This window comes from Mycobacterium deserti (genome assembly GCF_025345615.1).
Taxonomy (GTDB): Bacteria; Actinomycetota; Actinomycetes; order Mycobacteriales; family Mycobacteriaceae; genus Mycobacterium; species Mycobacterium deserti.
Genome location: NZ_JAODWD010000002.1, coordinates 615,353 through 638,472 on the forward strand (window position 1 = coordinate 615,353; position 23,120 = coordinate 638,472).

The window sequence follows — 23,120 nt, forward strand, 5'->3', positions numbered from 1 at the left end:
GCGGAGGATCCGTCGCTGTCCCACCTGCGGCTGACCGCGCGGCTGAACACCTCGGCGCTCGACTCGCGTCGCGGCGTGGTGCGGCTGCACCCGGAAGTCATTGCCGCGCTCGGTATTCGCGAATGGGACGCGGTCTCGCTGACAGGTGCGCGCACGACGGCCGCGGTAGCCGGTTTGGCCCCAGCAGGAACACCGACCGGCACCGCTCTGCTCGACGACGTGACCATGTCCAACGCAGGCCTACGCGAGGACACCACCGTCATCGTTGCGCCGGTGACCGTGTACGGCGCGCGGTGGGTCACGGTCAGCGGTTCGAAGATGGCGACACAGTCGATCTCGCCGGCCACCCTGCGCCAGGCCCTGCTCGGAAAGGTGATGACCGTGGGCGACACGGTGTCGCTACTGCCCCGTGAACTGGGGCCGGACATCCCGTCGTCACGGGCCACCGCCGCTCTGGCGTCGTCGGTCGGCATCACGTGGACCTCGGAACTCCTGACGGTGACGGGCACCGATCCCGCCGGACCCGTGAGCGTACAACCGAATTCGGTCGTCAGCTGGGGTGAGGGAGCCGGTGCGCCGAGCGCACATGGCGCATCGGGCCACCACACCGTCACCGCGCCGAAGCAACGGCAGGCCCCCACGGTCACCATCGACGATCTCAAGGGCTCACAGGCCCAGGCCGAGCGCCTCACCGAGTGGCTCAAGCTCGCCCTCGATCAACCTGAATTGCTCGAGAGCCTCGGCGCGACAGCCAATCTCGGCGTTCTGGTGTCCGGGCCCGCCGGTGTCGGCAAAGCGGCGCTCGTGCGCGCCGTCTGCGCCGAACGACGGCTGGTCGAACTGGACGGCCCTGAGGTCGGCGCACTTCACGCCGAAGACCGACTGAGGAGTGTCACGTCGGCGGCAGCCACCGTCCGAGACGGCGGCGGCGTCCTGCTGATCACCGACATCGACGCGTTGCTGCCCGCGACCGCCGACCCGGTGGCGACGCTGATCCTCACCGAGCTGCGTAGTGCGGTGGCCACCCGCGGGGTCGCCTTCGTCGCGACGTCGCAGCAGCCGGACAACATCGACCCGCGGCTGCGGGCACCGGACCTGTGCGACCGCGAGCTCGGCCTGAGTCTGCCCGACGCCGCGATTCGCAAGCAGCTGCTGGAAGTGCTTCTGCGCGACGTCCCGGCGGCCGAGCTTGAGTTGGACGGAATTGCCGCTCGGACACCAGGATTCGTCGTCGCAGACCTCGCTGCGCTGGTTCGGGAGGCGGCGCTGCGGGCGGCCGCGCGGGCCAGCTCCGACGGCAAGCCGCCCGCCTTGACGCAGGACGACTTGATGGGCGCGACGTCCGTCGTCCGCCCGCTGTCGAGGTCGGCCACCGAAGAGGTGTCTGTCGGTTCGATAACCCTCGACGACGTCGGGGACATGGCCGAGACGAAACAGGCGCTCACCGAGGCGGTGCTGTGGCCGTTGCAACATCCGGACACGTTCCAGCGCCTTGGGGTGGCGCCGCCGCGCGGCGTGCTGCTCTACGGTCCGCCGGGCTGCGGCAAGACCTTCGTCGTGCGAGCCCTCGCGAGCTCCGGCCGGCTCTCGGTGCATTCGGTCAAAGGCGCAGAGCTGATGGACAAATGGGTCGGCTCGTCGGAGAAGGCGGTTCGCGAACTGTTCCGGCGGGCCCGCGACTCGGCGCCGTCATTGGTTTTTCTCGATGAGATCGACGCGCTCGCGCCGCGGCGCGGGCAGAGCTTCGACTCGGGCGTCACCGATCGGGTGGTGGCGTCTCTGCTGACCGAACTCGACGGCATCGAACCGCTGCGCGACGTGGTGGTTGTCGGGGCGACGAACCGGCCGGACCTCATCGATCCCGCGCTGCTGCGCCCGGGCCGGCTGGAAAAGCTCGTGTTCGTCGAGCCGCCCGACGCAGAAGCCCGGCGCGAGATCTTGCGCACCGCGGGCAAGTCCGTTCCGCTCGCCGATGACGTCGACCTCGACGCCCTCGCTGGAGATCTCGATGGTTACAGCGCCGCCGATTGCGTGGCCCTGCTGCGGGAGGCGGCGCTGACCGCGATGCGGCGCTCCATCGACGCGGCGGACGTCACCGCTGCCGACGTCGCGACGGCGCGGGCGAACGTGCGGCCGTCGCTCGACCAGGCGCAGGTCGACTCGCTGCGGGCGTTCTCCGCTGCGCGCTAGGTCTACGGCCGAGCCTCCAGCACGAGGTTGAACGGAGTCTCGGTGGCCCGCCGGAACCGCGTGAAACCGCCGCCGTCGACGACGACTTCGCGTAGCCGCGCTTCACCGGCCTGAGCCCCCAGCGCGGGGCCTTCGCGGGCCAGCGAGACAGGCACGCAGATCTGGGTGGATGCCCCGTACATCACTCGGCCGACCGGGTTCAGATTGTCCTGCACCCGGTCGTTGGCGAACGGCTCGACGATCATCGCGGTGCCGTCGTCGTTGATCGCTTGGCGTGCGTGGCGCGACACACTGACCGGGTCCGCCATGTCGTGCATGCAGTCGAAGAACGCGATGAGGTCGAAGTTTTTGTCCTGGTACCCGACGGCGTCGGCGACCTCGAAGCGCGCGTTAGCGGCGCCCGCGGCGGCCGCCTTCTCAGTGGCGACGCTGATCGATTCCCCGTGATAGTCGTAGCCGACGAACTCCGAATCCGGATAGGTCAACGCCATCAGAATGGTGCTGGCGCCGTGTCCACATCCGACATCGGCGACTTTGGCTCCGCCCTGCAGTTTCTCGACGACGCCGTCAAGGGCCGGTAACCATGAACCGATCAGACTGGTGTTGTAGCCGGCGCGAAAGAACCGTTCGGTTCCCTCGAACAGGCACGGATGGTGCTCGCCCCATTCCATGCCACGACCGGTCTTGAAATTGTCCAGCGTCTGCTCGAGCGCATGAAATGTCGCCTCGACGATGTTGTAGGCACCCGGCATGTCGACCGGTCCACTCGGATCGGTCAGGCACAGCGCCTGCTCCGCGCTCAGAGACCACTCATCGGATGCGGCATCGAATTGCACGTATCCGCCTGCGCCTTGATTGCCGAGCCATTCACGGACGTATCGCTCGTTGGTGCCGGTACGTTGCGCCAGTTGCGCAGCGGTCATGGCACCCTTGGCCAGTTCGCGGTAGAGGCCGAGTCGGTCGCCGACGAGAATCAGCGTCGCACTCATCGCGGCGCCGAGGTCGCCGACGGCCCTGCCGAGAAACTCATTCAGCTTTTCTTCGTCGACAGCCATGCTGCCTCTTTCCCCTCGCCGGTTGCCGGCCGGTCCACGCGTGGTTAAGGCCGCCGGGCCAACGGTATTGCGGTGGTCAGCATTTTTATCCCTGATTCGCAAACTCGAGCGAAGACATTTTCAAGGGCAAGTTCTTTGGTGAAGTAGCGGGTTGCGCGCGCGACCGCTGACACCCGAATCTGCATCTTGACAGTGACTAGTTGAGGCGGCATAGTCGGGTTAACTAGTCATTGTCAAGATCGATCTCCGGAGGCACTATGACCGCGCCCATCGCGCCAGTTGTTCGAGCCGGCGACCGTGAGCGGGAGAAGACCGCTGATCAACTCGGCCAAGCGCTCGCCCAGGGATACCTGGAGATGACGGAGTACGAGACCAGGCTGCAGGCGGCGTTCAGCGCGCACACCACCGCTGACCTCCGCCTACTCGTCGCCGACCTGCCGCTGGCCCAGCTGCGGCGCAACGACCCTCGTCGACAGGCGGCTCGGAGGAAGGCGGCACGCCGCGGCGTGCAGATCCACCTCGCCGCCTATCTGACGATGGTATTCATCGTGCTGACCGTCTGGTTGGCCGTCGGCCTCACGGCAGGCGCGTGGTACTTCTGGCCGATCTGGCCCATCCTCGGAGCGGGCATCGGCGTCGTCAGCCATGCGCTCACGGTCCGATCAGTCCAGCCCGGATCGCGTAGCGCGTCAATGCAAGTCGGTCACGCGGGCCCAGTCTGGCCAGGATGTTCGTCCGGTGTCGGTCGACTGTCTTGGCACTGATGCTTAACGCAGAACGGTAGGCCCCTCCCCGGCAGGAGGGGCCTACCGCAGCGCTCACTCGTTGTCGCCGTCGCCGCCGTCACCATCACCGGCGCCGTCGCCGTCGCCGTCTGCGGTGTCCGGGTCAGTGCCTGCACTTGGCGTGGCCGCGCCGGCCTGATCGTCATCCGTTGTCGAAACCGGCTGCGTCACAGCGCCTGTCGGCGTCTCATCATCGCCTGCCACGCCAACGGCGACCTCACCTGGGACCGCGACGATTCCAGTCCGCACATCGGACTCCTCTTCGCCCGCTTCTTCATCGGTCGGCTCGAGGGACTCCTCAGACTCGTCGGTCACCACCTCCACCTGCTCGGTTTCGTCGGTAACCACCTCCGACTGCTCCGCTTCCTCCTCGGCCGCGCCCGCCAGGTCGGAGACAGGTGGCGCCGAATCAGGCCCGGCAACCGGCTCAGCTTCGATCTCGGGAGTGGTCGACAACGTGAACGTGGCGGCGGCCTCCGTAGTCGACGCGGTGATCGCCGCAGTCGCTGGCAGGGCGGCCGTCGCGGGCGCGGTCAATGCGGCGAAGATCATCTTGCCCGCTTCGATCAGGCCGGCGATCAGACCCCGGTCGTACCCGTAAGGCGGCGTGCCCGGATTCAGCAGCCGGTCGATCACCGCCTCGGTGACGTCACCGATGCCCTTCACGAGACTGCTGACAAACGCTCCCGGATTGCCCGCCTCGGCCGCATCGAGCATCGCCTCCGCGGCCCCGCCCACGGCCGAGGTGAGGGCGTAGATCGACTGCAACGGCCCCAGCCCGACGGTCAGCAGAAAGTCGGGATCGCCCAGCAGGCCGATGACGTTCGAGATCGGGGGCACCCCGGCGAACGGACGCTGCAGGAGCCCGACCAGGTCGACCAGCGGGCCGGTCCCGCTGAAGATGGCATCCAGTACCGGGCCGGTGACCGGGGTCAGGACGATGTTGACGATCGTGTTCAACGCCGACGTGATCTGGCCTGCGGAAATTTGCTCAACTGCAAGTTGGATTTGCGCCGGGGCGTCGGAGAGTGCGGTGCCGAACACCGCGATGAACTCGGAAGCAACCTCAAAAAGCTCCTGCGGGCTGGGCAGTTGCGGCAATGGAGGCAGCAGCGCACTCGCCGCAGCAGCAGTCTGCGCCGCCGCGGCCCTGGCAAGCACGTCCGCCGGGCCGGAAGCGTCCCGAACGGCGGGCGATAGAGCCGCGATCAACGGATTGGTCAGAGCGGACAGCCCACGACCGCAGAACGCATCGCGGACACCGGATCAGGGATGTCCGGCATGGGCGGCGCCACCGGTGCCGCGACGAGGATGCCGGCTCCGACGATCGCCACTCCTGCAGCGAATGATGAGCGTTCAGCTAATTGCATGTCTGACCTTTCTGGGCCGTCAATTCCCCCGTCGCGCCAGAACTTACCTGACAGTAACCTTCGGTCAAGTAGCAATTTTGGTCGCGGTGCGTCGCCGGGCCTCGGCGCGATAGCTGGCACTGTCGGTCACATCGTTGCTGTTATGGGACGGATTCACGGGAGAAGCGTGCTGCTGGCAAACCCGTCATTGATCTTGATCATAACCGCGGTTATGGTGCCTTCTCGGCAGTCAACTTACTGGTAGGTCAGGTTCGATGGACTCCTGCGCCAGCAAACAAGGCTGGTCAGGCTGGTGCAAAGGTCGGTACAGAGTCGTCGGACATAGGTCCACACGCCGAACACCGCGGGCTGTGGCCGACACCAGTCGACATATCGGCGGGCAACAAATCGACCGAAAACCGGACATCGGGTATCTGTTCGCCGATCGCGGCCTGATTCACATCGCACGGCCGAAGAGACTCGTATCACATCGTGAGACGGGTCGTTCCCGACGAGCGTCGAGTCGAGCACCGCAACGGTTCGGCGCTGCGCGGCACCGGCCTTACCACATCAATGACGCCGACGATGCAGGTGGGGAACGCATACGCCCACGTAGACTGACGTCCAACCACTGAAGCCACTTAACCGGCTGACACCCCGCAATCTGCTCTTCGCCTGGCGGCTCATCGCCGACCTACTGCACGAACCGGAGTGCCATGCTCGTCATTCTGCTTGCCCACGCGGTCGCGACCGCGTTGGCTCCCCTGCTCGTCCACCGGTGGGGTCGGCTGGCGTTCTACCCACTGGCTCTCGTGCCGCTGGCTTCTTTGGTCTGGGTGGTCTTGAACTGGCCGGCGGCCGGTGGGGCGCGGACGGCTGAGGTGTCCTGGGTGCCCGAGCTGTCGATGGACATCTCGCTGCGCTTCGATGCGCTCGCCGCGATCATGAGCGTGTTGGTGCTCGGCATCGGCGCTCTGGTGCTGTTCTACTGCGCCGACTACTTCCATCATCACGACGGGCATACCGAGAAGCGCCTGCCCAGCTTCGCCGCCGAACTGGTCGCCTTCTCCGGTGCGATGTTCGGTCTTGTCACGAGCGACAACATGCTGGTGCTCTACGTGTTCTGGGAGCTCACCACGGTGTTGTCGTTCCTGTTGGTGGGCCACTATGCCGAGCGCGCCACCAGCAGGCGGGCGGCCACCCAGGCGCTGTTGGTGACGACGTTCGGCGGCCTCGCGATGCTGGTCGGAATCATCGTGCTGGGCAACATGGCGGGCACCTACATGTTGTCGGAGCTCATCTCCGCGCCACCGACGGGCGCGGCCGCATCGGTCGGTGTGGTGCTGGTGCTCGTCGGCGCGCTGTCCAAGTCCGCGATCGTTCCCATGCACTTCTGGCTGCCCGGCGCGATGGCCGCACCGACGCCCGTCAGTGCGTATCTGCATGCCGCGGCGATGGTCAAGGCCGGCGTCTACCTCATTGCGCGGCTGACTCCGGGATTCGCCGACCTGCCACCGTGGCGCCCGACGGTGATCACGCTCGGCGTGCTGACCATGTTGCTGGCGGGGTGGCGTGCGATACGCGAATACGACCTGAAGTTGATCCTGGCGTTCGGCACCGTCAGCCAGTTGGGACTGATCACGGTGATGGTCGGCGCGGGCGGCAAGGACATGATGCTGGCCGGACTTGCGATGCTGTGCGCGCACGCGATGTTCAAAGCCGCGCTGTTCATGGTGGTCGGCATCATCGACCACGCCACAGGAACTCGTGACATCCGACGGTTGGCGTGGCTCGGCACTCGCAGCCCCGCGCTCTACGTCATCGCCATTGGGGCCGTCGCGAGCCTGGCGGCACTGCCGCCCTTCCTCGGGTTCGTCGCCAAGGAGGCCGACTTCGAAACCGTTCTGCATAGCCCGACGCTCGGCGCAGCGGCACCGTTCGTGCTCGCCGCGATCGCCGTGGGCTCGGTGTTCACCACCGTTTACAGCTTGCGGGTACTCGTAGGTGCCTTCGGCCGCAAAGGCTTACCAAAACCCAGCAGGCGCGTCGCCGAGATGCATCGGATACCGACAGGGTTCTTCGCCGCACCTGCGATCCTCGCCGCCGCCGGGCTTGTCTTCGGGTTGTGGCCCGACCGCCTCGACAGCATGCTCGACGGCTACGCGGACACGGTGCCGGGTGGCGAGGAGTACCACCTCGCCCTGTGGCACGGGCTGGGCCTTCCACTGCTGCTGTCCGTAGTCGTGCTCGCCGCAGGCACCGCGATGTTCTTCGGCCGGGCACGGCTCCGACGGTGGCGCACGGTGCGTCAACCCCTTGGCAACGCCGATCACATCTACGACGCGGCGGTGCGCAAGCTGGATCTGTTGTCGGTACGGCTGACCGCGATCACCCAGCGCGGCTCAATACCAGCCACCCAGTCGGCGATCCTGACGACTCTCGTGGTGGTACCGGCGATCGCCCTCGCGCTTGGCGCGCGCAACAATCCCGACCTGGCACTGTGGGATTCGCCGCTGCAGGTGGTGGTCGGGCTGGTGATCCTCGCGGCCGCGCTGGGCGCAATGGTGATGCGCAACCGGCTGGCGGCCGTGCTGCTGGTGGGCGTCACGGGCTATGGCTGCGGCGCCATCTTCGCTTTCCACGGAGCACCTGATCTGGCGCTGACCCAATTCCTGGTCGAGACGCTCATGCTGGTGATCTTCGTGCTGGTGCTGCGGACCCTGCCCGCCGAGGCCGATCGCACGCATATCCGGCGTTACCGGTGGCCGCGCGCCGTGCTGGCGTTGGCCGTCGGCGCGACGGTCACCACCCTCGGGGTGTACGCCATGGCCGCCCGCTCGGGTAACCCGATCGCCGCACTGATTCCCGACGCGGCCTATGAACGCGGTCACGGCGCCAACGCGGTAAACGTACTGCTCGTGGACATCCGCGCGTGGGACACCATGGGCGAGATCATGGTGCTACTCGTCGCCGCGACAGGTGTGGCGTCAATGGTGTTCCGGCACAGACGGTTCGGCATCGCGCCCAGAGTCTCCGACGTCGGGCAGCCCGACGTCGGACGGCTGCCGGCCAGTCTCAACAACAGTCCGGGAATCGGTGACATCACCTGGCTGCGAGGCAGCGAACTGCGCGATCCGCGGCACCGATCGCTGGTGCTGGAAGTCGCAACGCGCATCATCTTCCCGTTGATCATGGTGCTGTCGGCCTACTTCTTCTTCGCCGGGCACAACACTCCCGGTGGCGGGTTCGCAGGCGGCCTGACCGCCGGGCTTGCGCTGGTGCTGCGTTATCTGGCCGGCGGTCGCTACGAACTCGGCGAAACCCTGCCGCTGGACGCAGGCAAGATTCTGGGCGCAGGTCTATGCCTATCGGCAGGAACCGCGTTGGCCTCGCTGCTGGTGGGGGCGCCTGCGTTGTCATCGGCGCTGATCGAGATCGACGTCCCGGTGCTCGGCACCGTCAAATTCGTCACCGCGCTCTTGTTCGATCTCGGCGTGTACCTGGTCGTCGTCGGTCTCGTCCTGGACGTTCTTCGAAGCCTGGGAGCTCGCATCGACGTCGAAATGGCCCCGAAAGCAGACACGGTGAGAGCTCGATGACGACTTATCTCGTTCCGCTCGTCCTGGTCGGAGGCCTCACCAGCGCGGGGGTCTATCTGCTACTGGAACGCAACCTCACTCGAATGCTGTTGGGGCTGTTGCTCATCGGCAATGCGATCAACCTACTGCTCTTGATGGTCGGCGGGCCGTCGGGCAACCCGCCGGTCCGGGGACGCACGAGCAACGGTGGATCCGCCACCGCAGACCCGTTGGCGCAGGGCATGATCCTGACGGCCATCGTCATCACCATGGGCGTTGCCGCGTTCGTACTGGCGATGGCCTACCGGTCGTATCGGTTGACCACCGAAGAGGAAGTCGGCAACGACCCCGAGGATGCGAAGGTCTCTGAGAAGGCCGCGAAAGACGCCGCCGCCGTCGAGGAGGATCGACCTCAACACGTACCGGAACGCGACACCGACCAGGCCGACGAGCTGGACGCCCTGCCGGGATACGAGGGCTCCAAGTGACTCTCGCCTCGGTACTGACGCCACTGCCCGTGCTGATCCCGACCATCGCCGCCGCGGTGACGCTGTTCGCTGGCCGCAAACCCCGGTTGCAGCGCGCCCTGGCTCTGGCTGCGCTGTCCTTCGTCGTGGTGGTGTGCGGTGTGCTGCTCTACCTCGCCGACCGGGACGGCACCCTCGTCCTGCACGTCGGCGGATGGGGCCAGTCGGTGGCCGGCATGGGGCCGCTAGGCATCACCTTGGTGGTCGATCGGTTGTCGGCGTTGATGCTCGTGGTGTCATCGGTCGTGCTGCTGGCCGTGGTCTTCTACGCGATCGGCCAGGGTATCCGGGACGGGGACGAACGCCAGCCCGTCTCGATATTTCTGCCGACGTATCTAGTCCTGTCGGCGGGCGTCTGCACCGCGTTCCTGGCCGGTGACCTGTTCAACCTGTTCGTCGGGTTCGAGGTGCTGTTGTCAGCCAGCTTCGTCCTGCTCACCATCGGCGCAAGCAAGGACCGCGTGCGCGCGGGCATCTCGTACGTGATGGTGTCGATGGTGTCGTCGATGGTGTTCCTGTTCGGCATCGCGCTCGTCTACGCCGCCGCCGGAACGCTGAACATGGCCGAATTGGCGGTCCGACTCGACGACGTGCCGGCCGGCACACGTTCAGCCCTGTTCGCGGTGCTGCTGGTGGCGTTCGGCATCAAGGCGGCAGTCTTCCCGCTGTCGGCCTGGCTGCCGGACTCCTACCCCACCGCACCGGCACCCGTGACCGCGGTGTTCGCCGGCCTGCTGACGAAAGTCGGTGTGTACGCGATTATCCGGGCACATTCCCTACTGTTTCCCAGCGGCGGTCTGGACCCGTTGTTGTTGGTGGCGGCTCTGCTGACCATGCTCATCGGAATCCTCGGCGCCATTGCGCAGAGCGACATCAAGCGACTGTTGTCGTTCACCTTGGTCAGCCACATCGGCTACATGGTGTTCGGCATCGCACTGTCGAGCCAGCTCGGCATGTCCGGTGCGATTTACTACGTGGCCCATCACATCTTGGTGCAGACGACACTGTTCCTGGTCGTCGGACTCATCGAACGTCAAGCCGGAGCGTCGACAATGCAACGGCTGGGCGGGCTGGCTGCGGCCAGTCCTCTGCTCGCGTTCGTCTTCGTCGTGCCCGCCCTCAATCTCGGTGGCATACCGCCCTTCTCCGGCTTCATCGGCAAAGTCGCGCTACTGGAGGCGGGCGCGCAGAACGGCTCCGCGCTGGCCTGGGTGCTGGTCGGCGGGGGCGTGCTCACCAGCCTGCTGACGCTGTACGTCGTGACCCGGGTGTGGACCACGGCATTCTGGCGATCCCGGGAGGACGCACCCGAGGGCCACCTTTCGGCCGCGGTGCCCTCGGCGCTGCTGCACGAGCCCGAGGACATCCAGTTCGTGGACCGCGACAACGTGGGCCGCATGCCGATAGGGATGGTGGCACCGACCGGCGCTCTGATCCTCGTGGGCCTGGCGCTGACCATCTTCGCCGGCCCGATCGTCGCCTACAGCGAGCGCGCCGCCAGTGAGGTCCTCGACCGCGACCAGTACATCTCCGCGGTGGTGGGCCCACGATGAGAGCCGTCGCGCTACGGGCCTGGGTGCTCTGCTGGCTGGTGCTGGTGTGGATCTTGTTGTGGGGCACCTTCTCTGCGGCCAACATCCTGTCCGGCTTCGTGATCGCGCTGATGATCACGAAGCTCCTGCCGCTTCCCGCGGTGCCCGTCGAGGGCAGGGTGCATGTCCTATCGCTGCTGCGGTTGATCCTGACGGTCCTATACCGCCTGATCCTGTCATCGGTGCAAGTCGCGGTCCTGGCGGTCCGGCCGGGACCTCCGCCGCTGTCCGCCGTGCTGCGCGCCCACCTGGCGGTCCAATCCGACCTCGTGCTGGCGCTGGCGGTCAACATCTTCAACCTGGTCCCCGGATCGATCGTGCTGGAGATCGACCAGGCCCGCCGGCTGCTCTACATGCATGTGATCGATGTCGGCTCGGAGCGGGCAGTCAATCGGTTCTACCGTCAGGTGACCGAGGTGGAACGACTGCTGGTCGCGACTTTCGAACGGGAACGCGACTGGCGGCCTTCGGCTTTCAAGGAGACCGAATGACAGCCGTGTGGATCATCGCCGCAATCATGCTCACGACCGCCGCCGTCTTCACGATGTTCCGGCTGCTGTCGGGCCCGAGCACCCTGGATCGACTGGTTGCGCTCGACACGCTCGTCGCCGTGACGATGTGTGGGATCGGCACCTGGGCAGCGTTCAGTCTGGACACCACGGTGACGTACGCATTGACCGCGCTCGCGCTGATCAGCTTTGTGGGCTCGGTCAGTGTGGCGCGTTTCCGCGTTCCGGACATCGAAGAGCCGGGGCGCAGCGCATGACGAACACCCTCGACATCATCACCGGTGTGCTCGTCCTCGGCGGCTCGACGCTGGCGCTCACCGCCGCGATCGGGGTAGTCCGTTTCCCCGACACATTGACAAGAATGCACGCGGCATCCAAGCCACAGGTGCTGGGCCTGCTGCTGGTGCTGGCCGGCGCTGCGATCCGGTTGCGGGGAAATATCGACGTCGGCATGCTGATCCTTGCCGGCTTGTTCACCGTCATCACTGCGCCGGTGATCGCCAACCGTGTGGGTCAGCTCGCGTATCGAGAGCGCAGCATTCGCGACGACCTGCTGACCCGGGACGAAATGCATGAGTTCACCATCGACGGGGAATCCGGTAACAGTGGTTAGAACCGAGGACGACAGCTGGGACATCACCGAGAGCGTGGGGGCCACCGCACTCGGGGTCGCGTGGTCGCGCGCCCAGGAAGCGACGTCGGAGTGCCCGTTGTTCACCGACCCGTACGCGCAGATGTTCGTCGACGCGGCGGTCGAGCGGGGCTGGCAACTGCCGCCCGCGTACGTCGTCGAGCGAATCCGGTCGATCGGGGGCTATGCCGCCTCACGGACCAAGTTCTTCGACGAGTTCTTCATCGCTGCGGGCGCCAACGGGATCGAGCAAGCTGTCATCCTGGCCGCCGGACTGGACGCCAGGGCGTGGCGGCTGCCGTGGGTGAACCGCAGCGTCGTATACGAGATCGATCAGCCGAAAGTCTTGGCATTCAAAGCAGATACGCTTCGCGCAAAGAACGCCGAGCCCGCCACCAAATACGTGCGGGTCCCCGTCGATCTGCGCCAGGACTGGCCCGCGGCGCTGCGGGATGCGGGGTTCGACCCCTCGGAGCCGGTGGCGTGGGCCGCTGAGGGGCTGCTGCCGTATCTGCCCGCGGAAGGGCAGGATCTGTTGTTCGAGCGGATTCACGGCCTCAGCGCCGGTGGCAGCCGGATCGCGGTCGAGTCCTTCGGCGCCGGGTTCTTCGATGAGGAGTATCTGGCCAGCCGCCGTGAGCAACTGCGTCAACTGCGCGAGGAGAACGGCGCCGGTGATGACAAGGATGCCTTCGACGTCGAGCACCTGTGGTACATCGAGGACCGTACTGACGTCGCGGAATGGCTCGGTGATCGCGGCTGGGAGGTGACGTCGGTCGAGGCGATGGATCTCATGAACCGCTACGGCCGCTGCGGGTCGGAAGATGCCGAGAACGTCGCACCCCGAACGGTGTTCGTGGAGGCGCACCGGGTCTGTTACTCGGCCTTGAGCTGAAACTCCACCATGGCGGTGACGGTTTCGACGGCATCGCTGAGCGCAGCGATGCGCTCGGCGACGGTGGGTGCCGCCAGAATCGCGTAGCGGTCTGCCTGCCCCATGGGTAGCCGAGCCGTCAATCCGTACAACCACATTCCGGCATCAGGGACGTCGTCGGCGCCTGCGACGATGTCGCGTGCGTCCACCTGCGCGCCGCGTGCCGCGGCGATACGCTCGAACAGCGCGACCATCCGGTCCTCGATGTCGCGGATCGCGTCGAGGTCGATCGGATCTCCCGGTTCGTCGGGCCACACCTCGACCGCCGCGCGCGGATATGGGTTGTCTGGATGCCATTCCAGCACCCGGATCCGCTCTGCCATCACACACTTCAGCCGGTAGCGCCCGTCGCCGAAGTCCGCGCATTCGGCGATGTGGGCCAGTGCGCCCACGTCGCTACGGGTGTCACCGCCGCCGACCTCGCGACCCGCCTCGATCAATACGACGCCGAAGGCGGGATCGTCCATCGCCAGGCAGTCTTTCACCATCGCGGTGTAGCGCGGTTCGAAGATCCTCAGGGGCAGTTCCTCGCCGGGCAACATCGCCACCTGGAGGGGGAACATCGGCACGACGGCCACGCTCAGATGTCCAGTTCGGCCGTGAGCGCATCCACTACCGCGCGCAGATCGCCGTCGTGCTCCTCGGCGACGCGGCGTTGCCGTTGATAGGACGCCCCTCGGTGGTAGATATCGGCGACATTGGCAAGCTCGTCGGCACAATGCAGCGACGTGGCCACCGGCTCGAGTCGGTTGAGCAGATCGTCGAGGTCCTCGGTCACAAGCCGCTCGTTGCTGTCGGCGTCCTGGATGATCACCGCGTCGAGACCATAACGCGCTGCGCGCCACTTGTTTTCCTGCACATGCCATGGCGGCATGGTCGGCAGGGACTCCCCGGCATCGAGGCGGCGGTCCAGGTCGACGATCAAGCAGTGCGTCAACGCGACCAGCGCGCCCAGTTCGCGCAAGTTGGACACGCCGTCGAAGATCCGCACCTCGACGGTTCCTATGTGTGGTGAAGGCCGGATATCCCAACGGATCTCGTTCATGTGGTCGATGATGCCGGTCTTCTTCTGATCGTCGACGAAACCTTCCCACTCAGCCCATGTCTGAAAGTGGAACGGCAGACCGGCGGTGGGCAGCTGCTGGAACATCATCGCCCGGTTGGACGCGTAACCGGTGTCCTCGCCGTCCCAGAACGGCGACGACGCCGACAGGGCCAGCAGATGCGGATAGTAGTTGAGCAGTGAGGTGTTGATCGCCATCACCTTGTGCGACGACGAAATCCCCACGTGCACATGCACGCCCCAGATGAGCATTTGCCTGCCCCACCACTGGGTGCGCTTGATCAGTTCGGCGTAACGGGGCGCGTCGGTCAGGCTTCCCGGCGACCACTTCGCGAACGGATGCGTGCCCGCACAGAACAACTCCATGCCGCGATTGCGGACGATCTGACGAGCGGTCACCAGCGTGGAGCGCAGATCATCCATCGCATCAGGGACGGAATCACAGATGCCGGTGACGATTTCGACCGTATTGCGCAGAAGCTCTTTGTGTACGTGCGGATTGTTCTCGCCGAGTTCCTCGATGACGCCTGCAGCCTCGTTGCTCAGGGCACGCGTTTCGGCGTCGACCAAGGCGAACTCCCACTCAACCCCGACCGTCGGGCGGGGTGAGCCCTTGAAGTTTATGCGGCTGCCAGCCGATGCCTTACTCGGCGGAAATGACACCGCAGGCCACGCGCTTTCCGGCATCGCCGGTGGACAGCGTCGCCTCGTCGGGCGGCGGGTTGCCATTCACCTGCTGGTAGCGCTCCGGCGGGATGTTGGCGAAGTTGTCGGCCTTCTCGTGAATGATGATCGCTGTCTTGGCCTCGCCCGTCAGATCCTCGGCGGTGAACGCGTCGGTGGTCGTCACCAACATCGCCGAGCCGTCCTCGCGGACCTGCAGCGAGGTCAGGTCGCCGCTGGCGGGGTGCCCGCTGTGGCCGGCAACCTGGAAATGTCCACCGGCGGAGTTGAAGTCACCGGGCGCGCCACCGGTCGGTGCCACCGAGCTGGCCTCACATTTGCCGACCGAGTGAATGTGGATTCCGTGGAATCCCGGCGTCAGCTGGCCCGAAGCGGTAGTCCGCACGGTGACGGTGGCGTACCCGTTGGCAAACGCGATCTCGGCGGTGGCCACCGATGTCCCGTCCGGGGACTTCAGATCGGCGGTCAGCGTTTCGCCACCACCCTCCCCTTCGGCGGGTGCCGCGGCTTGTCCCTCTTCACCGGCCGGCGCCGCAGGCTCCGGGGAGCCGGTCCAGATCGACGGCGTGGTGCCCGTCGTGCTGGCGGGCTCTTCGGGTGCGGAGCAAGCGCTCAACGCAAGAGCGGGAACGGCGAACAAGGCAGCGGCAGCGGCAGTCTTGAGCATGAGCAAGAGCCTAGCCGGTGACCACCACGACCACGCCGGGCGGCTGGTCGGCGACTTCGGGGACCCGCGGCTCGACCGGCGCGTCCAGCAACCGGCCGACGTCCTCGGCTGCTTCCCGTTCGCCGGGAGCGTCGCTGAAGTACACCGTCGTGGCGGTGACGTCCGGGAGCTCTAGGTTGCCGGTGTCGGCGACGTTCCAACCGTCCTCACGAAGCCGGTTGGCCGCGCCTTCTGCGGCGCCCTGCACCGTTGAGATGTTGAAGACGCGCACCTCGGGACGCGCGGGCGCGGCGGATTCGGCAGGTTTCGCGGCTGTGGTGGTGGCTGTCGTGGCGATCGGCGCCTGTTCGCTGTCGTCGTCGCCGTCTGAGCCCAGTGCCTGCAAGCCGACCAGCAGAAACACGACTCCCAGAAAGAGGAGCACCATCACGATGGCGCGAAGGGGAAGGCCGGTCGAGTTCCGCTGGTTCATTGCGCCCACTGTATCGAGCGGTACCCGAAAGACCTCAGGTGACGTCGAAACCGAGACGGCGCGCCGCACGCGCCTTCTGCCGGCTGGCGCGCAGCCGTCGGAGCCGCTTCACCAGCATCGGGTCCGCTGCCAGCGCCTCGGGACGGTCCACCAGCGCATTCAGCACCTGGTAGTAACGCGTGGCCGACATCGAGAAGAGCTCTTTGATCGCGTCCTCTTTCGAGCCGGCGTACTTCCACCACTGACGCTCGAACGCCAAGATGTCGTGCTCTCGTCGGGTCAGGCCATCGGTGAGCTCAGAGTCGTCCCCGGATTGCTCAGTCCGCGCAATCGCGCCGTCCATTTCGCTCCTGGACCCTTCCGACACTCGAATGACATCGCTGTGGTTCGGCGCTCATTCAACCACGGGTTTGGAGGGTCAGGCGTCCGACATGCCCGCGAGTCGGCGCATTAGCTTGCCGACTTAAGCTTGCCCGATGGCTGTCGTACCCATCCGCATCGTGGGAGATCCCGTCCTGCACACCGCGACCGAACCGGTGCCGGTGGCGCAGGATGGTTCGCTGCCCGCCGATTTGGCGGAGCTGATTGCCGATCTGTACGACACGATGGACGCCGCGAACGGTGTCGGGTTGGCCGCCAACCAGATCGGTGTCGCGAAACGAGTCTTCGTATACGACTGCGCCGACGAGCGCGGCCGCACCACCCGGCGGCGCGGTGTCATCGTCAATCCGGTGCTGGAAACTTCCGAGGTGCCCGAGACCATGCCCGACCCCGACAACGATGATGAGGGCTGCCTGTCGGTGCCGGGCGAGTCGTTCCCGACCGGGCGCGCGGAGTGGGCGCGGGTGACGGGGCTGGACGCCGACGGCGCACCGATAACGCTCGAGGGCACCGGCCTCTTCGCGCGAATGCTGCAGCACGAGACCGGCCATCTCGACGGATTCCTCTATCTGGACCGGCTGGTCGGCCGGCACGCGCGTGGCGCCAAGCGTGCGGTGAAGTCGCACGGCTGGGGCGTGCCCGGGCTGTCGTGGATGCCGGGCAAGGACCCCGATCCCTTCGGGCATTGATGCCGCTGCCTCCGGTGGGGACGCGGGTGGTGATCCGATATCGCCTGCCCGCCGGGTCGACGCCACCGCTCACCGACGTGATCGGTCATCTGCTTTCGACCGGTGCGGCAGTGCGGGTGCGCACCAAACGTGGCGACGTGGTGTCAGTCGACTCCGATGATGTGGTGACCATCAAGGAGCTGGCAGCGGCACCGGTGCGCACGTCGGACATTCGCAATGTCGAGCATGCGGCGGCGCTGGCGTGGCCGGGTTTGGAACATCAGTGGCTGGACGGCTGGCTGCTACGTTCCGCCCGTGGTGTGACGCATCGCGGCAATTCGGCTGTGCCACTGGGTGTAGAGGCTGACGTGTCTGCGCTGCCCGCGATCGCCGAGCATTACACAACGCGTGGGTTGACGCCGTGGTTGTCGTTGCCGGACAGGCTGTTTCGCTTACCGGGCGGTGTCCGTCCGCACCTCGAGACTCTTGTGATGGTCCGCGACGCCGGTGTCGAAGCGGGCGTGGACGCCGACGATGACCCGGTGCGGTTGCTGGCACAACCCGACCCGGACTGGATGCGGGTGTACGAGCGTGACGTGCCGATCGAGGTCTTGACCGCCACCGTTGATGGAGAGGTGGTGTTCGGCTCCATCCCGGGCGCGGCGGTTGGACGTGCGGCGGTGACCGACGCGCCGGACGGCACTCGATGGGTAGGGCTGTCGGCAGTGCGCGTCGCCGAGGATCAGCGCCGAACCGGGTACGCGCGCCAGTTGTGCGCAGCGCTGTTGGCGTGGGGGGCCGAACACGGTGCGGCGCGCGCTTACCTGCAGGTGCTGGTCGACAACACCGCGGCGTCAAGGCTTTTCGAGTCGATGGCCTTCACCGTCCAGCACCGGTCTCGATACGTTCCAGCAGATGCGCTCTAGAAGGGCCGCGACTGCACCGACGGTGCAACCAACGCCACCGCCGCCCCATCGCCGCCGCCTCCCCACCCAGGAAGGTGATCAACCCCGCAGATCCGCCGGTGGATCCGCCTCCGTACTCTCGGTTTGTGCGGATCGCTACGTGGAACGTGAATTCGATTCGCGCGCGGGTCGACCGCGTGGCGGACTGGCTGGAGCGCGCCGAGGTGGACGTACTCGCGATGCAGGAGACGAAGTGCTCCGACGAGCAGTTTCCGATGATGCCGTTCATGGCGGCCGGCTACGACGTCGTGCACTGCGGGTTCAATCAGTGGAACGGAGTGGCGATCGCGTCACGTGTCGGCATCGACGACGTGGAGGTCGGCTTTGACGGCCAGCCGACGTGGAGCGACAAACCCGACGTCGCGGCCGCGGCGGAGGCGCGCGCACTCGGCGCGACTTGCAACGGGGTGCGGGTCTGGAGTCTGTACATTCCCAACGGGCGCTTCGTCGGCTCCCCGCATTACCAATACAAGCTGGAATGGCTTGCGGCGCTGCGTAATGCGGCGCAGAAGTGGCTGACTCAAGACCCGGATGCGCCGATCGCCCTTGTCGGCGACTGGAACATCGCGCCGACCGACGAGGACGTGTGGAGCGTCGATTTCTATGCCAACAGCACGCACGTCACTCCGGCTGAGCGAGCGGCTTTCGAGGCGATAGTCGACGCGCAGTACACGGACGTGGTGCGGCCGTACACCCCGGGCCCCGCCGTGTACACGTATTGGGATTACACCCAGTTGAGGTTTCCGAAGAATCGCGGGATGCGTATCGACTTCATTCTCGGTTCGCCGGCGCTGGCCGATCGCGTCACCCGCGCCGAGATCGTGCGAGAGGAACGAAAAGGCAAGGGCGCCAGTGATCATGCCCCAGTGCTCGTCGAACTGACATAGCACCCTCGCGCCGTTAGCGCCTAATCGTCCTCGCCCTCACTGCCGGCCTTACCCGGCTGACCCGCTGCGCCGTCGTCACCGGCTTTACCCGCCGTACCCGACGCACCCGCACTACCGGCCTTGCCCGCAGTGCCCGAAGCGCCGGTGTTTCCAGTAGTGCCGTCAGATCCTGACTGTCCCGACTTGCCTGTCTGACCGTTGGCACCTGTCGAGCCGGTGCCGCCGTTGCTGCCGAAGAATCCGCCGGATCCTCCTTGGCCCGCAGCGCCGCCCTGACCTCCGGCGCCGCCCGCCCCCGCAGCGCCACCTTTTCCAGCGGCGCCCCCGCCGCCTCCGGCACCGCCTTCACCCGCGGCGCCACCATTCCCGCCTGCGCCGGCTTCACCGCCTTCGCCGCCTTCGCCTCCTGCGCCCGCTTTTCCGGCAGCACCACCTTTCCCAGGCGTCGCTTCACCGACGAACGTCGAGGCCTTGCCACCGTTTCCACCATTACCGCCGTTGCCGCCGTCGTCGCCGTCGCCGCCATCACCGCCGTTGCCGCCGATCCCTCCGTTGCCACCGTCGCCGCCGTTGCCGCCGGCGCCACCATTGCCTCCGCTGCCGCCGTCTCCGCCGGTGCCGCCAGTTCCGCCGTCGCCGCCAACACCGCCGCTGCCGCCGACGCCGCCGGAACCGAAGAACCAGCTCCCGGCGCCACCCTTGCCCCCCGCACCCGCGGGCGTACCGGCGCCGCCCTTGCCGCCGGCGGTGCCGCTTGTTCCGGCTTGGCCGGCACCTCCGGCCGTGCCGTTACCGCCGGCAGCGCCTGCACCACCTTGCGTCCCGTTGGCACCTGGCTGACCCGCTGCGCCTTGGCCGCCGTCGCCTCCATTGCCGCCGTTGCCGCCGACCGCGGAGCAGCAGATCCCGCTGGACGCAAGGCCTCCTTCTCCACCGTTGCCACCATTGCCGCCCGTGGTGCCTGCGCCGCCGTTGCCGCCGTTGGCTCCCTTGGCATCGCCGAAGATGATGCTGCTGCCGCCGCGTCCGCCATTGCCGCCGGGGCTTCCCGGTTGACCGTTTGCGCCGGGTGTGGGAGGTGTGCTTTCCCCGGGCAGGCCATGTTCACCAGGCGGGCCTGCGGGATTGGCACCGTCGGCGCCGTCGACACCATGACCGCCCGGTCCACCGTTCGCACCGTCTCCGCCGTCGGTGCCGTCGTCACCGTCCTGACCGTCGGTACCGTTCTGACCATTGGTGCCGGCCGTTCCCGTTATCCCGTTGCCGCCGTTGCCTCCTGCGCCGCCATTGCCGACCAACGTGCCCGAGAAGCCACCGTCACCTCCGTTGGCCCCGATGCCGCCGTGACCGCCGGCGCCGCCATTGCCGACGAAGAACCCGCCGTTGCCGCCGGCGCCCCCGGCCACACCCGCTGTCAAGCTGTCGCCGCCGCGTCCGCCGTTACCCCACAGGCCGGCATTGCCGCCCTTGCCGCCATTGGCACCGGCGCCGCCGTTGCCGAACAGGATTCCGCCGTTGCCGCCGTTGCATGCATCGCCGGTGCAGTCGGCCGCCGCGTCCTGACCGTTGCCGACGAAGAAGCCGACGGCCCAGCCGAGCAGATCTGCGGCCGGGTCGACGTATGCCAAAGAGATCGTGGCAGACGAAGGAGAAGAAGCGGCTGCCCGCGCCAAGCCTGGACGAGTCCTGGCGGAACCAACCGCGAATGTCGATGTACGGGTAGGGCGGAAGTCTGTGATCGACGATGTGCGGGGACCACTGAGATGTTCGACGCCTGCGAGAATCTCGGCGAATGACAACGGCCCGTATACACCGAGTGGACGGGCTGGATCCGGTACCGACTCTGCCGGCGCCGGCCCACGGCCGGGCAGCAGCCACGGCACCGACACGGCCGCGGGCGCGACGTGAGCACTGCGGACCTCGCGAGCCGCGGTCGCGGGTGTTGGTTCGGGTGGCCGGATCAGTAGGACGTTGGCACCGGCGATCATCACACCGCTGACCAACAGCGGCGCAACCGCCAACGACACATGCTTACTAACGGCCATGTCAAATTCCCCTTGCCTGACCCGATTCGGGCGATATCGACGCTAAGGAGGCGGCCCATAATTTGAATTAGGGAAATCCCTAAAGATTCGGACCAGACGTGCCGCATCTGGAATCCGCGCACCCGGCGAGCGGCAAAGCCGATGACCCGACGGCTCGAGGAGTCCAGCCATTGCAGGTCATCATCGCAAGCAGCACAGGCGAAATGGCCTGCGACTCCGTCGGACGGTTGGCCACGAGCGCGGACATGCCGAATTCCTGTCAGCGGCGACTGATTTGTCTGCCCGCAGCCGCTATCCGTCGTCGGCGTAGCGGCCCGGGTTGAACAGCGAGGCGATCAGGCCGATGACCATCATCGCCGCCGCGGCGATGAACACCACGACAAGACCAGAGTGGAACGGCTCGATGATCAGGTGCGGGAAAAATGTCTGCCCCGTCAGCACTTCGGCGTTCACGCCCGGCTGTTGCAGTGCGTGATACGGCTCGAGGAGCTCTTCGATCGGGTTGTAACCGAGGAATGCAGCGAACAGGCTGCCGACCGGCGGCAGATTCGACACCTCGTGCGCGACCGCGGCAGAGACGCCCTGCTCCTGTAGCCCCGTGCTCAACGCGCCAGGCAACGTGTTCGCCAGGCCGACAATCATCAAAGAGAAGAAGATGCCGATCGACAGTGATGAGCCGGCGTTGAAGAATGTCGCGCGAACACCCGACGCCGCACCGCGTTCGGCGGGAGGAACACTCGACATGATCGCTGCGGTGTTGGGAGCGGTGAAGATTCCGCCGCCGAACCCGTTGAGGAAGATCAGCAGCGCGAACACCCAGTAGTCGAAATCGACGGGAATCATCACCAGGGCGACGAAGGAGACACCCATCAACAGCATGCCGCCGACGGTGAACGGCCGGGCTCCGAAGCGATCCGACAGTGAACCTGCCAGCGGACCCGCGATCAGGAACCCGATGGTGATCGGCAGCATGTAGATGGCCGCCCACAGCGGCGTTGACTCGAAATCGAAGCCGCGCAACGGAAGCCAGATACCCTGCAGCCAGATGATGAGCATGAACTGCAGACCGCCGCGTCCGACCGACGACATCAGGCCTGCCAGATTGCCCATCCCGAACGCCGTCGACCGAAACAGGCGGATGTTGACCATCGGCTGTGCCACACGCAATTCCACGAGGCAGAACACCACCAGCAGTAGCAGTCCCGCGCCGATCGCGCCGAGCACCCACGGATTCGTCCAACCGGTCGTCGATGCGCCATACGGCTGGATGCCGTAGGTGATGCCGACCAGCAGCAAGGTCAGCCCGACCCCGAACGTCAGGCAGCCCGGCCAGTCGAGCCTTCCCGGTGTGCGGACGCCGAGTTCCTTCAGCGAGCGCATGCTCCAGATCGTCCCCACGATTCCGATCGGCACGCCGACCCAGAAAATGGCCTGCCAGTGAATCTCGGCCAGCACACCGCCGATCAACAGACCGAGGAACGATCCCGCCACTGCCGCCACCATGTTCACGCCGAGCGCCATGCCGCGCTGGTTCGCCGGAAACGCGTCGGTCAGGATCGCCGACGAGGATGCCATCAGCATCGCGCCTCCGACGCCCTGGGCGACGCGCCACGCGATCAGCCATAACGCGCCGCCGTCGAGGTGAAACGGGTCGAAGGACAGCGCGATGGCAGAGAAGGTGAAGACGACGAACCCGATGTTGTAAATGCGCACCCGGCCGTACATGTCGCCGAGTCGACCGAACAGCACGACGAGCACCGCCGTCACCACGAGGTAGCCCATCAGCATCCACAGCAGGTAACTGACATTGCCCGGCGCCAGCGGATTCAGGCCGATCCCACGGAAGATGGCGGGCAGCGAGATCAACACAATGGATGCGTTGATGGTCGCCAGGAGCGTGCCCAGGGTGGTGTTCGACAGCGCGACCCACTTATAGAGCGGGTGGTCGTTATCCATGCGCCGCCGCCGGCGCGCCGTCTCGACGACGGCCACCTTCGCATCCGTAACCAGCGGGGGTTTGGTCTTTTCGAGTTCAGTCGCCATCAGCTTCGCTTCTCCGCAATCGCAAAACACATATATTAGCTATACAAACCAACTCGCGGCAATTCCTGGTTCCCGCCGAGGCCATCGGCGCGCTA

23 protein-coding genes and 1 pseudogene are annotated in these 23,120 nt (G+C 66.4%); 13 read left to right on the forward strand and 11 right to left on the reverse strand.

Annotated elements, in window-relative coordinates:
* Positions 1 to 15: 15 nt before the first annotated feature.
* Positions 16 to 2,190 carry an AAA family ATPase gene (locus N4S67_RS09270; RefSeq protein WP_260993061.1) on the forward strand — a complete coding sequence of 725 codons (2,175 nt, stop codon included), beginning with the start codon at positions 16 to 18 and terminating at the stop codon, positions 2,188 to 2,190.
* 2 nt (positions 2,191 to 2,192) lie between these two features.
* Here N4S67_RS09270 and N4S67_RS09275 read toward each other — a convergent pair whose 3' ends face one another.
* Entirely contained in the window at positions 2,193 to 3,245 is a 1,053-nt protein-coding gene (locus N4S67_RS09275; protein WP_260992653.1) for a class I SAM-dependent methyltransferase, read from the reverse strand.
* Positions 3,246 to 3,502: 257 nt separating this feature from the next.
* On the opposite strand from N4S67_RS09275, the gene N4S67_RS09280 reads away from it, so the two are divergent.
* Positions 3,503 to 4,009, forward strand: a complete 507-nt coding sequence (locus N4S67_RS09280) for a DUF1707 domain-containing protein (RefSeq protein WP_260992654.1) — start codon at positions 3,503 to 3,505, stop codon at positions 4,007 to 4,009.
* On the opposite strand, the pseudogene N4S67_RS09285 reads toward N4S67_RS09280, so the two are convergent.
* From N4S67_RS09285 to N4S67_RS09295, 3 genes and pseudogenes are all read right to left on the reverse strand, one after another.
* Positions 3,969 to 4,067 (reverse strand): annotated as a pseudogene (locus tag N4S67_RS09285) (hypothetical protein); the annotation flags it as partial. The gene N4S67_RS09280 and the pseudogene N4S67_RS09285 overlap by 41 nt on opposite strands.
* Positions 4,064 to 5,191, reverse strand: coding sequence for a hypothetical protein (locus N4S67_RS09290; protein WP_260992655.1), 1,128 nt, complete (start codon positions 5,189 to 5,191; stop codon positions 4,064 to 4,066). The pseudogene N4S67_RS09285 and the gene N4S67_RS09290, both read right to left, overlap by 4 nt.
* A gap of 59 nt (positions 5,192 to 5,250) precedes the next feature.
* On the reverse strand, positions 5,251 to 5,400 hold the full coding sequence (locus N4S67_RS09295; protein ID WP_260992656.1) for a hypothetical protein: 150 nt from the start codon (positions 5,398 to 5,400) through the stop codon (positions 5,251 to 5,253).
* 471 nt (positions 5,401 to 5,871) lie between these two features.
* Between N4S67_RS09295 and N4S67_RS09300 the strand changes: the two genes are divergently transcribed.
* The 8 genes from N4S67_RS09300 to N4S67_RS09335 all read left to right on the forward strand — a co-directional run bounded on the left by N4S67_RS09300 (position 5,872) and on the right by N4S67_RS09335 (position 13,111).
* Positions 5,872 to 6,000, forward strand: coding sequence for a hypothetical protein (locus N4S67_RS09300; protein WP_260992657.1), 129 nt, complete (start codon positions 5,872 to 5,874; stop codon positions 5,998 to 6,000).
* A gap of 95 nt (positions 6,001 to 6,095) precedes the next feature.
* Positions 6,096 to 8,978, forward strand: a complete 2,883-nt coding sequence (locus N4S67_RS09305; RefSeq protein ID WP_260992658.1) for a Na+/H+ antiporter subunit A — start codon at positions 6,096 to 6,098, stop codon at positions 8,976 to 8,978.
* Positions 8,975 to 9,445, forward strand: a complete 471-nt coding sequence (locus N4S67_RS09310) for a Na(+)/H(+) antiporter subunit C (RefSeq protein ID WP_260992659.1) — start codon at positions 8,975 to 8,977, stop codon at positions 9,443 to 9,445. The genes N4S67_RS09305 and N4S67_RS09310 overlap by 4 nt, the downstream gene beginning before the upstream one ends.
* A complete protein-coding gene (locus N4S67_RS09315) occupies positions 9,442 to 11,037 on the forward strand; it encodes a Na+/H+ antiporter subunit D (protein WP_260992660.1) in 1,596 nt (531 codons plus the stop codon). Before N4S67_RS09310 ends, N4S67_RS09315 begins: the two co-directional genes overlap by 4 nt.
* Positions 11,034 to 11,567: a Na+/H+ antiporter subunit E gene (locus tag N4S67_RS09320; protein ID WP_260992661.1), complete on the forward strand. Its 534-nt coding sequence runs from the start codon at positions 11,034 to 11,036 to the stop codon at positions 11,565 to 11,567. Before N4S67_RS09315 ends, N4S67_RS09320 begins: the two co-directional genes overlap by 4 nt.
* Positions 11,564 to 11,842, forward strand: a complete 279-nt coding sequence (locus tag N4S67_RS09325; protein WP_260992662.1) for a monovalent cation/H+ antiporter complex subunit F — start codon at positions 11,564 to 11,566, stop codon at positions 11,840 to 11,842. Before N4S67_RS09320 ends, N4S67_RS09325 begins: the two co-directional genes overlap by 4 nt.
* Positions 11,839 to 12,198 carry a monovalent cation/H(+) antiporter subunit G gene (gene mnhG, locus N4S67_RS09330; RefSeq protein ID WP_260992663.1) on the forward strand — a complete coding sequence of 120 codons (360 nt, stop codon included), beginning with the start codon at positions 11,839 to 11,841 and terminating at the stop codon, positions 12,196 to 12,198. The genes N4S67_RS09325 and mnhG overlap by 4 nt, the downstream gene beginning before the upstream one ends.
* Positions 12,191 to 13,111: an SAM-dependent methyltransferase gene (locus N4S67_RS09335; protein ID WP_260992664.1), complete on the forward strand. Its 921-nt coding sequence runs from the start codon at positions 12,191 to 12,193 to the stop codon at positions 13,109 to 13,111. The genes mnhG and N4S67_RS09335 overlap by 8 nt, the downstream gene beginning before the upstream one ends.
* On the opposite strand, the gene N4S67_RS09340 is transcribed toward N4S67_RS09335, so the two are convergent.
* The 5 genes from N4S67_RS09340 to N4S67_RS09360 are packed head-to-tail and all read right to left on the reverse strand — an operon-like array spanning position 13,093 to position 16,379.
* The gene (locus tag N4S67_RS09340; RefSeq protein WP_260993062.1) at positions 13,093 to 13,713 is read right to left on the reverse strand and encodes an LON peptidase substrate-binding domain-containing protein; all 621 of its coding nucleotides are present in this window, start codon (positions 13,711 to 13,713) and stop codon (positions 13,093 to 13,095) included. The genes N4S67_RS09335 and N4S67_RS09340 overlap by 19 nt on opposite strands.
* Before the next feature lie 17 nt (positions 13,714 to 13,730).
* On the reverse strand, positions 13,731 to 14,900 hold the full coding sequence (locus N4S67_RS09345; protein WP_260992665.1) for a glutamate--cysteine ligase: 1,170 nt from the start codon (positions 14,898 to 14,900) through the stop codon (positions 13,731 to 13,733).
* Positions 14,857 to 15,564: a superoxide dismutase[Cu-Zn] gene (gene sodC / locus N4S67_RS09350; protein WP_260992666.1), complete on the reverse strand. Its 708-nt coding sequence runs from the start codon at positions 15,562 to 15,564 to the stop codon at positions 14,857 to 14,859. The genes N4S67_RS09345 and sodC overlap by 44 nt, the downstream gene beginning before the upstream one ends.
* Positions 15,565 to 15,574: 10 nt before the next feature.
* Positions 15,575 to 16,036 (reverse strand): LytR C-terminal domain-containing protein, encoded by a 462-nt coding sequence (locus tag N4S67_RS09355; protein WP_260992667.1) that lies wholly within the window; start codon positions 16,034 to 16,036, stop codon positions 15,575 to 15,577.
* Positions 16,037 to 16,070: 34 nt separating this feature from the next.
* Positions 16,071 to 16,379, reverse strand: a complete 309-nt coding sequence (locus N4S67_RS09360; RefSeq protein ID WP_067805391.1) for a DUF3263 domain-containing protein — start codon at positions 16,377 to 16,379, stop codon at positions 16,071 to 16,073.
* Between the two features lie 133 nt (positions 16,380 to 16,512).
* Between N4S67_RS09360 and N4S67_RS09365 the strand changes: the two genes are divergently transcribed.
* The 3 genes from N4S67_RS09365 to N4S67_RS09375 all read left to right on the forward strand — a co-directional run bounded on the left by N4S67_RS09365 (position 16,513) and on the right by N4S67_RS09375 (position 18,937).
* Positions 16,513 to 17,106, forward strand: a complete 594-nt coding sequence (locus N4S67_RS09365) for a peptide deformylase (RefSeq protein ID WP_260992668.1) — start codon at positions 16,513 to 16,515, stop codon at positions 17,104 to 17,106.
* Positions 17,106 to 18,011: an N-acetylglutamate synthase, CG3035 family gene (locus N4S67_RS09370; RefSeq protein ID WP_260992669.1), complete on the forward strand. Its 906-nt coding sequence runs from the start codon at positions 17,106 to 17,108 to the stop codon at positions 18,009 to 18,011. Before N4S67_RS09365 ends, N4S67_RS09370 begins: the two co-directional genes overlap by 1 nt.
* A gap of 125 nt (positions 18,012 to 18,136) precedes the next feature.
* Complete coding sequence (locus N4S67_RS09375; RefSeq protein ID WP_260992670.1) at positions 18,137 to 18,937, forward strand: exodeoxyribonuclease III; 801 nt, start codon at positions 18,137 to 18,139, stop codon at positions 18,935 to 18,937.
* Between the two features lie 20 nt (positions 18,938 to 18,957).
* On the opposite strand, the gene N4S67_RS09380 is transcribed toward N4S67_RS09375, so the two are convergent.
* Positions 18,958 to 20,982 (reverse strand): collagen-like protein, encoded by a 2,025-nt coding sequence (locus N4S67_RS09380; RefSeq protein WP_260992671.1) that lies wholly within the window; start codon positions 20,980 to 20,982, stop codon positions 18,958 to 18,960.
* 291 nt (positions 20,983 to 21,273) lie between these two features.
* Entirely contained in the window at positions 21,274 to 22,938 is a 1,665-nt protein-coding gene (locus N4S67_RS09385) for an MFS transporter (protein ID WP_260993063.1), read from the reverse strand.
* Positions 22,939 to 23,120 lie beyond the last annotated feature (182 nt).